Here is a 12012-nt window from a genome sequence, read left to right on the forward strand (position 1 = left end):
GTTGCGTCAGGCACCGGTGCCCGGGTGCTGAGACCGTGACCCGGTAACGATGAGGTGAGCCTTACCTTATGATCGGCCACGGGGACTCGCCCCCGGTACTCCGATCCCGAAGGAACACCCATGCGACTCCGACGCACTCTCGGCGCGGTCACCTCGGCGGCGCTCGTCGCCGCCCTCGCGGCCTGCGGCACCGACGAGGCAGCCGACGCTGCCGACGCCGACGCCGCCACAGCCGCTGACGCGGCAGGCGACGGCGAGGCGCTGGTCATCTACTCCGGCCGCAACGAGGACCTCGTCGGCCCGCTCCTCGACGACCTCGAGGCAGCCGTGGGCGTCCCCGTCGAGGTCCGCTACGCGGACTCCGCCGAGCTGGCCGCCCAGCTCGCCGAGGAGGGCGACCGCACCCCCGCGGACGTGTTCTTCTCCCAGGACGCCGGCGCCCTCGGCGCGCTCGCCAAGGCCGGGCTGCTCGCCGAGCTGCCCGACGACGTCACCGCCGCCGTCCGGGACGACCTGAAGGACGCCAGCGGCTCGTGGGTGGCGACGTCCGCCCGGGCGCGCGTGCTCGTGCACGACGCCGACGCCGCACCCGAGGTGACCGGGTTCGACTCGGTCGACGACCTGCTCGACCCCGCCTACACCGGCAAGATCGGCTACGCGCCGACCAACGCCTCCTGGCAGTCGTTCGTCACGGCGCTGCGCGTGATGCGCGGCGAGGACGGCGCCGAGGAGTGGCTGACGCAGTTCGCCGCCCTCGAGCCCGTCGACTACGAGAAGAACGGTGCTGTGCTGCAGGCCGTCAACGACGGCGAGGTGGCCGTCGGCCTCATCAACCACTACTACTGGTACCCGCTCGCCGCCGAGCTCGGCGAGGAGAGCATGAACGCCCAGATCCACTTCCTCGACGCGGACGACCCGGGCGCGCTCATCAACGTCGCCGGTGCCGGGACGCTCGCCGCGAGCGACCAGCCCGACGCCGCCGCCGCGGCCGTCGCCTACCTGCTCTCCGAGGACGCCCAGCAGTACTTCGCCGACGAGACCGCCGAGCTGCCGGTGGTCGAGGGCGTCACGAGCACGGTCTACGACGTCGGGTCGCTCGACGAGATGACCGGTGCGCGCCTCGACCTCAACGACCTCGACTCGCTGCCCGAGACGCAGGCGCTGCTCGAGAAGGTCGGGCTGCTCTGACCCTCCGCCCCGGGGGCCGACGGCTCCGCCGACCCAGGACCCTCGAGGTGCTGGCGGTCGCCGTCGCCCTCGTGGCGCTGGTCCCGGTGGCCTACCTCCTGCTGCGCACCGGGGAGGCCGGCGTCGAGCGGGTCGTCGAGATCGTCTGGCGCGAGCGCACCGCCGCCCTGGTGCTGCGCAGCCTCGCGCTGACGGCCTCGGTGACGGCGGCGTGCCTGGTCGTCGGGGTGACCTCCGCCGCGCTCCTGACACGCACGACCGTGCGTCACCGACGCTTCTGGACCGTCGTGGCCACCCTGCCGCTCGCCGTGCCGAGCTACGTCGCGGCCTACGCATGGGTCTCGACGTTCGGCAGCGAGGTCACCGGCTACGGCGGGTCGGTCCTGGTACTCACCGCCTGCACCTACCCGCTCGTGATGCTGCCGACGATGGCGGCGCTGCAGCGCACCGACCCGTCGCTCGAGGAGGTCGCCCGGTCGCACGGGCGCTCCCCGCTGCGCACCTTCGTGACCGTCACGCTGCGGCAGGCGCGCCCGGCCGTCGCAGCAGGTTCCCTGCTGGTCGCCCTTTACACCCTGAGCGACTTCGGAGCGGTGTCGATCCTGCGCTACGACGTCTTCACGCGGGTCATCTACACGTCCTACCGGGCCGCCTTCGACCGCACCCCGGCGGCCGTGCTGTCGCTGCTGCTGGTCGTCATCACGGTGGCGATCACCGTCGCCGAGTCACGCAGCCGCGGTCGGGCCGAGCAGGTCCGGGTCGGCGCCGGGGTCAGCCGGCCGCCGCTGCGTGCGAGCCTCGGCAGGCGAGGCCAGGCGCTGGCGACGACCTGGCTCGTCGTCGTCGCCGCCGTCGCCGTCGGTTTTCCCGTGGCGTCCCTGAGCTTCTGGCTGCTGCGCGGGCGGAGCGCCGGCGCCGGGCTCGACCGACTGTTCGGCGCGGCGTCCGCGACCCTGGGCGTGAGCCTGCTCGCGGCGCTCGTCGCCGTCGCGATGGCGCTGCCCGTCGGCATCCTCGCCGCCCGGCACCGCACCCGGCTGGTGCGCCTGACGGAGCACGCCTCCTACGCGGGCCACGCCCTGCCGGGCATCGTCGTCGCGCTCGCCATGGTGTTCTTCGGCGTGCGGGTGGTCCCCGGCCTCTACCAGCAGGTGCCGCTGCTCGTCCTGACCTACGCGATCCTGTTCCTGCCGGCGGCGGTCGGCGTGGTGCGTGCGTCGGTCGCCCTGTCGTCGCCCCACGGCGAGGAGATCGCCCGCTCGCTCGGGCACACGTCCTGGGGGGTGCTGCGCCGGGTGACCGTACCGCTCGCGGCACCGGGCATCGGTGCCGGCGCGGCGCTGGTGATGCTCACCTGCATGAAGGAGCTGCCCGCCACGCTCCTGCTGCGCCCCACGGGGATGGACACGCTCGCCACCCGGCTGTGGACGCACACCTCCGTCGACGAGTACGCCGCCGCCGCCCCCTACGCGGCGGCCCTGGTGCTGCTGGCCGTCGTCCCGACCCTGTTCATGTCGCGCGAGCACCTCTCGCGCACCCCCACCACCGCGCTGGAGCCCTCGTGAGCACGTTGACCATCACCGGGCTGCGCAAGTCCTTCGGCGAGACCACCGTGCTGTCCGGTGTGGCGCTGGAGGTGGCCCAGGGCTCGTTGACGGCGGTGCTCGGGCCCTCCGGCTGCGGCAAGACGACGCTGCTGCGGACGGTCGCGGGCTTCGAGCGGCCGGACGCCGGCGTGGTGCGTCTCGGTGACGTGGAGGTCGTCGGGCCACGGACCTGGCTGCCGCCCGAGCGGCGCAAGGTCGGTGTCGTGCCGCAGGAGGGAACGCTCTTCCCGCACCTCGACGTCGCCCAGAACGTGGGCTTCGGCCTGCCGCGTCGGTCGCCCGGGCGGCGCGAGCGGATCATGCAGGTGCTCGACGTCGTCGGGCTGGCCGACCTCGCCGGCCGACGGCCGCACGAGCTCTCCGGCGGGCAGCAGCAACGCGTCGCGCTCGCCCGCGCGCTGGCACCCGAACCCGAGGTGGTGCTGCTCGACGAGCCGTTCAGCGCGCTCGACGCCGGGCTGCGGGTCGCCCTGCGCGAGGACGTGCGGGCCGCCCTGCAGCAGGTCGGCGCGACCGCGGTGCTGGTCACCCACGACCAGGAGGAGGCCCTCAGCATCGCCGACGAGGTGGCCGTCATGCGTGCCGGCGTCGTCGTGCAGCACGGCAGGCCGCAGGACGTCTACCTGCGGCCTGCCGACCTGGGTGTGGCGCGCTTCGTCGGGGAGGCCGTGGTGCTGGAGGCCCGCCGCAGCGACACCAACCGGGTGACCACGATGCTGGGGCCGCTGCACGTCCTGGGGCCGACGCCCACCGGCGAGACCGGTCGGGTCGTGCTGCGGCCCGAGCAGATCCACCTCGTCCCGCCCGGCGAGGGGACGGCGGCCGTGGTGGAACGCACGGTGTTCCACGGCCACGACTCGACCGTGCACCTGCGGGTGCACCCCGCCGGGACACGCCCCGGCAGCCCGGCCTCCGCACCGATCATCTGCCGTGTGCAGGGCTCGGTCCCCGAGCACACCGAGGTGGCGGTGCGGGTCGAGGGTCCCGTCGTCTGGTTCGCCTGATCGCCGGGCGGTGCGGTCGGCAGCTTGCACTCCGCTCGGCAGCTCGAGCTGCCGAGCGGAGCGCGATGTGCCGAGTGGAGGCGCCGGCCGGCGCGGCGTCCGGTGTCCCCGGCGCCCCGTAGGCTGAGCGCGTGTACGAAGGCGCGGTCCAGGACCTGATCGACGAGCTCGGCCGGCTTCCCGGCGTCGGGCCCAAGAGCGCGCAACGGATCGCGTTCCACCTGCTCGCTGCGGATGCTGCGGACGTGCGCCGGCTCGCCGACGCGCTCACCGAGGTCAAGCTGCGGGTGCAGTTCTGCGAGGTGTGCGGCAACGTCGCGGAGTCCGAGCGCTGTCGCATCTGCTCCGACCCCCGCCGCGGGGACGACGTCATCTGCGTGGTGGAGGAGCCGAAGGACGTCGTCGCGATCGAGCGCACCCGCGAGTTCCGTGGCAGGTACCACGTGCTCGGCGGCGCGATCAACCCGCTGGACAACGTCGGGCCCGACGACCTGCGGATCTCCGAGCTGATGACGCGGCTGGCCGACGGCGCGGTCACCGAGGTCATCATCGCCACCGACCCGAACGTCGAGGGCGAGGCGACCGCCACCTACCTCTCGCGGCTCATCGGACCGATGGGGCTCACCGTGTCCCGCCTCGCCTCCGGGCTGCCCGTCGGCGGAGACCTGGAGTACGCCGACGAGGTCACGCTCGGCCGGGCGTTCGAGGGCCGCCGCGTCGTCGGCAGCTGACCGGGCCCGCCGAGCCGATGTCCATGTCGGCCGGACGGCGTCTGGCGCTCCCCGGGTGACAGGGGTGAGACTGGGAGCACCACACCGGGCGCAGGAAAGGTGAGCACCGTGCCAGAGATCTCCGCCGACTCGGAGCTGCGAGATGTCGCCGAGCAGATGTCCGCGCAGGCGCGGACCTTCCTGTCGACGACGTCGCAGGTCGCCTCGGGAGGGTTCCCCGGTGCCGAGCTGTCCCTGCTGATCCTCGCCACGTCCGACCTGCTGGCCGCCGGGGCACGGCTCGCCGCGATCACCGACGTCGTCCCCGTCGAGCGCTTCGAGCCCGACGCGGGGCGCGAGACCGACATGGACCCGCTACGGATCGCCCTGGCGCAGATGTTCGACGGGTTCGACGACTACGTCGAGGTCTCCGACCCCGTGCTGAGCGCCGACGTCGCACCCGCCGCGCTCTCCGGCGACCTCGCCTGCGTCGCCGACGAGATCGCCAAGGGCCTGCAGCACTTCGACGACGGCCACGAGCTCGAGGGCCTGTGGTGGTGGCAGTTCAGCTATCTGTCGAGCTGGGGCGAGCGGGCGTCGTCGGCCCTGCGGGTGCTGCAGGGCGTGCTCGCCCACCTGCGCCTCGACGTCGCGGACGACGTCGCCGCCGAGGCGGAGTACGACGCACTGCACGCCTGAACGTGCCGGCAGGGATGACCTGCCGGCACGTCCTGTCGCCACGGCATCAGGCGACGCGGGTGCCCTTCGGGAGGCGCTGGGCGGGGATGCGGAGGCGTCGGACGGCGGTGACGACGCCCCCCGCCCCGAGCAGCAGGTAGATCCCCAGCCCCCACGGCCACACGAGCGACTCGCTCGGCTGCGGCTCCTCGACGGGAGGGTCGGCGGACAGGTCGCCCCCGGTCGAGAACCACATGTCGCCGCACCAGTCCTGCTCGGCGGCAGGTCCGGTGCGGGCGTACCGGACCCCGTACTGGATCAGCGTCAGCGGGTCCGCGGCGTTCTCGAACTCCTCGGTCCCTGGGAGCGGCTGGGCGTCGGCGACGATGACGAAGGGGTTGGCCGCGAGCAGCCACCAGGTGCGTTCCGAGTGGAAGACCTCCTGCTCCTGCATGCGCCACTCGCACTCGGGCGGCGCCGAGTCCTCCCAGTCGTAGTCGACCGGCACGTCCCAGGTGCGCACCTGCTCGGTGGTGGTCACGAGCGGCACGCTCAGCCCGAAGAGGACCAGCGTCAGCACCGACAGCCCGCCCACCGTGAGGTAGGTGAGCACGGCCGAGCCGGAGGTCTTGGCGGTCAGCGTCGAGAACCCGAGGCCCACCGCGCAGACGATGCCGAGCACGATCCCGAGCACCACCAGCACCGAGACGAGCGACCAGAACGGGAGCCCGCCGACGGCGAAGGCCCAGAGGATGAAGGGCACGCTCGCAGCGAGGAAGGCCAGTGCTGCCAGCCAGGCGGAGAGCAGCTTGCCGACCACGATCTCCGCCGGGGTGAGCAGCGTCGCCTGCAGCGTCGCGAGCGTCCCCGCAGAACGGTCGCCGTTGATCGCGGGTGCGGTGAGCGCCGGTGCGACGAGCAGCCCGAGGAACAGCACGAAGAACACCACGACGCCGAACATGGTGCGTCCGGCGCCCTCGGCCCCCATCGACGGGTCGGCGAAGATCATGCTCACGGCGCCGGACGTGAGCAGGGTGACCAGCCCGACCGCCACGAACCAGACGACGAGCGCGACCTTCCATCGCGTCGAACGGATCCGTTGGCGCAGCTCCAGCTGCGTCACGGTGCGCACACCCTGCCAGGACAGCGACCAGTCGCTGCCGGGCACCTTCGGGGGCGTGGTGCCCGACGCCGGGGCCTCCGTGCCTCGCTCGGCCGCGATGCTCATCGTCGTTCCTCCTCGAGTCGCAGATAGGCCTGCTCCAGGGCGCCACCGGCCGGGGCCAGGCTGACCACCGGGACGTCGGCGGCGACCGCGTCGCGCAGCAGCGCCGCCGCCGCCTCGTCGCCGTCCAGGTCGACCAGGGCGGAGCCGTCGACCTCCAGCCGTGCGGTGATGCCGGCGGCCGTCAACCAGTCCGCCAGCGCACCGGGGGAGAGCGCCGCGATCCGCCATGCCCGGAGCTCGGCCGCGGCGTCGTCCACCGACTGCGACCGCACGGTGCGTCCCTGGGACAGGAAGACGGCGTCGTCGGCCATCTCGTCGAGCTCGGTCAGCACGTGCGAGCTGATGAGCACGGTCTTGCCCGCGCCGGCCAGCCGGCGCACCAGCCGGCGCAGGTCGACGCGCGACCGCGGGTCCAGGCCCGAGGCCGGTTCGTCGAGCAGCAGCACGTCGGGGTCGTGCACGAGCGCCCGGGCCAGGCCGAGGCGCTGCTTCTGGCCCCGGGAGAGCACGTGCGCGGGAGAGTCGGCGAGGTCGGTGAGGTGCACCAGCTCGAGCAGCTCGACGGCGCGGCGGGCGCCGTCGTCGGGCGCCATGCGGTACGCCGCGGCGACCGTGGTGAGCACCTCGCGGGCCGTCAGGGACTCCCACGTGCCGAACACGTCGGGCATCCAGCCGATCCGCGCGCGGGCCGCCCGACCGTCGACGGCGGGGTCGAGACCGGCGACCCGGACCTCCCCGGCGTCGGGGGCGAGCAGCCCGGCGAGCATCAGCAGCAGGGTCGTCTTGCCGGACCCGTTGGGGCCCACGAGGGCCGTCACCCGTCCCGGCCGGGCGTCGAGGTCGACGCTCGTCACCGCCTGCACCGTCCCGAACGCGCGGCGTACTCCGCGCGTCCTGATCCCACCCTCGTCATCGGTCATGCGACGAAACCTACGGCGTGACGCGAGGGCCCGGCGTCATCCTGGCGGATGATCTTTGCGGGCCGACCTGCGACGACGCCTCGCCACCGCCGCGCCATCCGGTGTTCACCCGTCGGCGCCGTTCTCGCTACCGAGGGCCCCTAGCGTGCGACGCGACCCTGTCGTCCCACACCGGAGGCTCCCGTGCCCGTCCGTGGCATCCGTCCGCCCGCCGTCCGTGCCACCGCTGCAGCGATCGGCCTCACCCTCGTGGGGGCGGCGCTGGCGCTGCCCGCTCGCGCGTCCGTGGTCGACGACCCGGTCGGCACCAGCGCACCCGGCGCGGCGATCGACCTGCGTGCCCTCGGCAGCTACGAGACCGGGGTGTTCGACGAGTCCGCGGCCGAGGTGGTCGCCTACCACGGTGGCTCCCAGCGGCTGTTCTCGGTGAACGCGCAGGCCGGAGAGGTGACGGTGCTCGACGTCGCCGACCCGGCCGTCCCGACGCGGGTCTTCTCGCTGCAGACCACCAGCGTGCAGGCCGACGACGGCTCGGTGGTCCCCACCGGGGCCGTCGCGAACTCGGTGGCCGTCCGGGACGACGGCCTCGCCGTCGTCGCCGTCGAGTCCGACCCGAAGACCGACCGCGGCTGGCTCGTGTTCTTCGACGCCGCCGCGGACGGTTCCGCGCTGGGCGCCGTCCGGGTCGGCGCACAACCGGACATGGTGACCTTCACCCCCGACGGCACGCGGGCCGTCGTCGCCGACGAGGGCGAGCCGAACGACGACTACACCGTCGACCCCGAGGGCGACGTCGCCGTCGTCGACGTGCCCGACCAGGTCGCCGCGCCGTCCCAGGGCGACGTCCGGATCGCCGACTTCCACGCGTTCGAGGCACCCGGTGCGTTGCCCGACGGGGTGCGGGTCTTCGCCGGGATCGACGGGATCGACCACCCGGTCTCGCGGAACCTCGAACCGGAGTACGTCGCCGTCTCGGGTGACTCGACCACCGCCTACGCCGTGCTGCAGGAGGCGAACGCCGTCGCCGTCGTCGACCTGGACGCCGCCGAGGTGACCGACGTCTGGCCGTTGGGCGCCAAGGACTTCTCGATCGAGGGGCAGGGCATCGACCCCTCGGACCGCGACGGCGGGATCGACATCCGCACGATCCCGGTCAAGGGCCTGTACATGCCGGACGGGATCAACGCCTACACGGCCGGTGGCGAGACGTACCTGGTCACCGCCAACGAGGGAGACGCCCGCGAGTGGGGCGACTACGAGGAGCCGGTCCGAGTCAAGGACCTCGGCAAGGGTGGCACCGCCCCGATCTGCGAGGGCCACCCGGCGGTCGGCCTCACCGGCGACGCCGACCTCGGGCGCCTCGACGTGTCCATCGCCTCCGGCCTGCGTGCCGACGGCGCCTGCTACGAGGAGCTGCACGCCTTCGGCGGCCGGTCCTTCTCGATCTGGACCACCGACGGCGAGCAGGTCTACGACTCGGGCGACGACTTCGAGCAGATCACCGCGGAGGTCGCGCCGGAGCACTTCAACGCCAACAACACCGACCCTGCCGCCGACTCCCGCTCGGACAACAAGGGCCCGGAGCCGGAGAACATGGCGATCGGCGAGGTGGACGGCCGCACCTACGCCTTCATCGGGCTCGAGCGGGTCGGCGGCGTCATGGTCTACGACGTCACCGACCCCGCAGCGTCGGAGTTCGTGCAGTACGTCAACAACCGCGACTTCTCGGCCCCCGTCGAGGAGTCGGGCGACCTCGGTCCCGAGGGCCTGGCGTTCATCGAGGCCGACGAGTCGCCGACCGGCGAGCCGATGCTCGCCGTCGCCAACGAGGTCTCGGGGACCACGACGCTCTACGCCGTCGACGGCCCCGCGCCCACGGTGGCCCCGGCGCGCGGCGTGATCAGCGACGACAACGCGCACGACGGCGTCCGCGGCGGGGCGTACACCGTCTCGGTCGACCTGTGGTGGGGCCAGAACGCCACCCACGTGCGCCTGCTCGAGAACGGCGAGGTGGTCGCCACGCGCAACCTCGTGGACGCCTCGCCGTCGGCCCAGCACGTGGACTTCGCGCTGACCGGACGCACCGACGGCACCTACGTCTACTCCTGCGAGCTGGTGAACGCCGCGGGGACGACGCCGTGCCGCGACCACACGGTGCGGGTGACCGACGCGGCGCCGGCGGCCCCCCGGCTGAGCCACGACAACCACGACCGCGACGGCGACTACACGGTGTCCGCCGACCTGTGGTGGGGCACCAACGCCACCTCGTGGACGCTGCTCGAGGACGGCGTCGAGGTGGCGTCGGGTGAGCTGACGGACGCCACGCCGTCGGCCCAGCAAGTGGCGGTACCGCTCACCGGCCGCGAGCCCGGCCGGTACACGTACCGCGTCGTGTTCGCCAACGACCTCGGATCGACGAGCAGCAAGGAGCTGACCGTCCGCGTGCAGTGACCCGTGCGAGGATGCGACGCGTGCTCGACCTCGACGTCTCCACCGTCCTCCTGCTGGTCCTCGCCGGGCTGGCGGCGGGCTGGGTCGACGCCGTCGTCGGCGGTGGCGGGCTCATCCAGCTTCCCGCGCTGCTGCTCGTGCCCGGCATCTCGCCCGTCCAGGCCCTGGCGACCAACAAGCTCGGCTCGATCATGGGCACGTCGGTCAGCTCGATCACGTACTACCGGCGCGTCGGTCCGGACCTGACGACGGCCGGTCCGATGGCGGTCGCTGCCCTGGCCGGTGCGGTCGGCGGGGCCGCGCTCGCCACGCAGATCCCCGCCGAGCTGTTCACCCCGATCATCCTCGTGGTGCTCGTCGGGGTGGCTCTGTTCACGATCCTCAAGCCCCGGCTCGGCCAGCAGGACGACCTGCGCTGGGAAGGGAACCGGCACCGGTGGACGGCCGCGGGGATCGGGCTGGTCATCGGTGCCTACGACGGCCTGCTCGGGCCCGGCACCGGGACCTTCCTGGTCATCTCCCTGGTGAGCGTGCTCGGGTACGCGTTCCTCCCGGCGTCGGCCCTGGCCAAGATCGTCAACTTCGCCACGAACCTGGGCGCGTTGCTGTACTTCGTGCCGGCCGGGGCCGTGATCTGGGGCCTCGGGCTCGCGATGGGGGCGGCGAACCTGGTCGGCGGGTACATCGGGGCACGGATGGCGGTGGCGAAGGGTTCCGGTTTCGTGCGCATCGTCTTCGTCGTCGTGGTCGGAGCGCTCATCTGCAAGCTCGGCTACGACGTCGTCACGGGCTCCTCGTAGCGGTGGTGTGACCGCCGGCACATCGGCGCCGAGCACCGGTCGCTACCATGGTGCGCGCACACACAAGAGACCGGCGGGCCGTTGAGAGAGACGGAGGCCGGCGACAGAAAGGTTGCATGCATGGCACTGGTCGTGCAGAAATACGGTGGGTCGTCCGTGTCGGACGCCCGCTCCATCAAGCGCGTGGCCAAGCGCATCGCCGAGGCCAAGCGCGCCGGCAACGACGTGGTCGTCGTGGTGAGCGCCATGGGCGACACCACCGACGAGCTCCTCGACCTGGCCGAGGAGATCAGTCCGAAGCCCCCGCAGCGGGAGATGGACATCCTGCTCACCGCCGGTGAGCGGATCTCGATGTCGCTGCTCGCCATGGCGATCGACAAGCTCGGGGTCAGGGCGAAGTCCTTCACCGGACAGCAGGCCGGGCTCCTCACCGACGCCTCCCACGGTAAGGCGCGCATCGTCGACGTCGTCCCGCACCGGATCCGCCAGACCCTGGCCAAGGGGCAGGTCGCGATCGTCGCGGGGTTCCAGGGAGTCAGCACCTCCAACGACGTCACCACGCTGGGTCGTGGCGGGTCGGACACGACGGCGGTCGCCCTCGCCGCCGGTCTCGACGCGGACGTCTGCGAGATCTACACCGACGTCGACGGCATCTTCAGCGCCGACCCGCGCATCGTGCCGGGAGCGCGCAAGATCGACAAGGTCACCTACGAGGAGATGCTCGAGCTCGCGGCGTCCGGGGCCAAGGTGCTCGCGCTGCGTGCCGTCGAGTACGCCCGCCGGTACGACGTGCCGGTGCACGTCCGCAGCTCGTTCTCGGGCAAGACCGGCACGATGGTGACCGGTACCCACGGAGACGCCATCGACCCGAACGCCAGCACCGGTGACCAGGAGGAAGCCATGGAAGACCCGATCATCTCCGGCGTCGCGCACGACAGCAGCGAGGCCAAGATCACCGTCGTCGGTGTCCCCGACACCCTCGGCCAGGCCGCCCGCATCTTCGAGGTCGTCGCCGGAGCAGGCGCCAACATCGACATGATCGTGCAGAACGTCTCGGCCGCGGCGACCGGGCTCACCGACATCTCCTTCACGCTCCCGCACGGCGATGTCCGCTCGACGGTCGCGGCGCTGAACGCGGTGAAGTCGGAGCTGAAGTTCGACGAGCTGCAGATCGACGACGAGATCGGCAAGGTCTCGCTGGTCGGCGCGGGCATGAAGTCGCACCCCGGCATCTCCGCACGCCTGTTCGGCGCGCTGCGGGACGCCGGGATCAACATCGAGATGATCTCCACCTCGGAGATCCGCATCTCGGTGGTCACCCGTGCGGACTCCCTCGACGACGCGGTGCGGGCCATCCACACCGCGTTCGAGCTGGACTCCTCCGAGGGCGAGGCCGTGGTCTACGCCGGGACGGGGCGGTGATCGG

Annotated in this window: 10 protein-coding genes; 8 read left to right on the forward strand and 2 right to left on the reverse strand. The window is 72.6% G+C overall.

The window, feature by feature from the left end:
- Window positions 1-120 precede the first annotated feature (120 nt).
- The 5 genes from HDG69_RS08480 (at window position 121) to HDG69_RS08500 (ending at window position 5208) form a co-directional block, all read left to right on the forward strand.
- Window positions 121-1188, forward strand: coding sequence for an extracellular solute-binding protein (locus HDG69_RS08480; RefSeq protein WP_171783369.1), 1068 nt, complete (start codon window positions 121-123; stop codon window positions 1186-1188).
- A gap of 47 nt (window positions 1189-1235) precedes the next feature.
- Window positions 1236-2753 (forward strand): ABC transporter permease subunit, encoded by a 1518-nt coding sequence (locus HDG69_RS08485; RefSeq protein ID WP_171783370.1) that lies wholly within the window; start codon window positions 1236-1238, stop codon window positions 2751-2753.
- On the forward strand, window positions 2750-3799 hold the full coding sequence (locus tag HDG69_RS08490) for an ATP-binding cassette domain-containing protein (RefSeq protein WP_171783371.1): 1050 nt from the start codon (window positions 2750-2752) through the stop codon (window positions 3797-3799). The genes HDG69_RS08485 and HDG69_RS08490 overlap by 4 nt, the downstream gene beginning before the upstream one ends.
- A 131-nt stretch (window positions 3800-3930) precedes the next feature.
- A complete protein-coding gene (recR, locus tag HDG69_RS08495) occupies window positions 3931-4530 on the forward strand; it encodes a recombination mediator RecR (RefSeq protein ID WP_171783372.1) in 600 nt (199 codons plus the stop codon).
- A 108-nt stretch (window positions 4531-4638) separates the two neighbouring features.
- Entirely contained in the window at window positions 4639-5208 is a 570-nt protein-coding gene (locus tag HDG69_RS08500; protein ID WP_425484018.1) for a DUF5063 domain-containing protein, read from the forward strand.
- Between the two features lie 46 nt (window positions 5209-5254).
- Here the strand turns inward: HDG69_RS08500 and HDG69_RS08505 are convergent, their stop codons facing one another.
- Both HDG69_RS08505 and HDG69_RS08510 read right to left on the reverse strand, forming a co-directional pair.
- Window positions 5255-6415 (reverse strand): ABC transporter permease, encoded by a 1161-nt coding sequence (locus HDG69_RS08505; protein WP_171783374.1) that lies wholly within the window; start codon window positions 6413-6415, stop codon window positions 5255-5257.
- Window positions 6412-7335 (reverse strand): ABC transporter ATP-binding protein, encoded by a 924-nt coding sequence (locus HDG69_RS08510; protein ID WP_171783375.1) that lies wholly within the window; start codon window positions 7333-7335, stop codon window positions 6412-6414. Before HDG69_RS08510 ends, HDG69_RS08505 begins: the two co-directional genes overlap by 4 nt.
- A 183-nt stretch (window positions 7336-7518) precedes the next feature.
- Between HDG69_RS08510 and HDG69_RS08515 the strand changes: the two genes are divergently transcribed.
- The 3 genes from HDG69_RS08515 to HDG69_RS08525 all read left to right on the forward strand — a co-directional run bounded on the left by HDG69_RS08515 (window position 7519) and on the right by HDG69_RS08525 (window position 12008).
- Window positions 7519-9786: a choice-of-anchor I family protein gene (locus HDG69_RS08515; RefSeq protein WP_343036347.1), complete on the forward strand. Its 2268-nt coding sequence runs from the start codon at window positions 7519-7521 to the stop codon at window positions 9784-9786.
- 11 nt (window positions 9787-9797) lie between these two features.
- Window positions 9798-10586: a TSUP family transporter gene (locus HDG69_RS08520; RefSeq protein ID WP_171783376.1), complete on the forward strand. Its 789-nt coding sequence runs from the start codon at window positions 9798-9800 to the stop codon at window positions 10584-10586.
- 120 nt (window positions 10587-10706) lie between these two features.
- Window positions 10707-12008 carry an aspartate kinase gene (locus tag HDG69_RS08525; protein WP_171783377.1) on the forward strand — a complete coding sequence of 434 codons (1302 nt, stop codon included), beginning with the start codon at window positions 10707-10709 and terminating at the stop codon, window positions 12006-12008.
- The last annotated feature ends 4 nt before the right edge of the window (window positions 12009-12012 follow it).

Source organism: Isoptericola halotolerans, from assembly GCF_013149785.1.
GTDB classification, from domain to species: domain Bacteria; phylum Actinomycetota; class Actinomycetes; order Actinomycetales; family Cellulomonadaceae; genus Isoptericola; species Isoptericola halotolerans.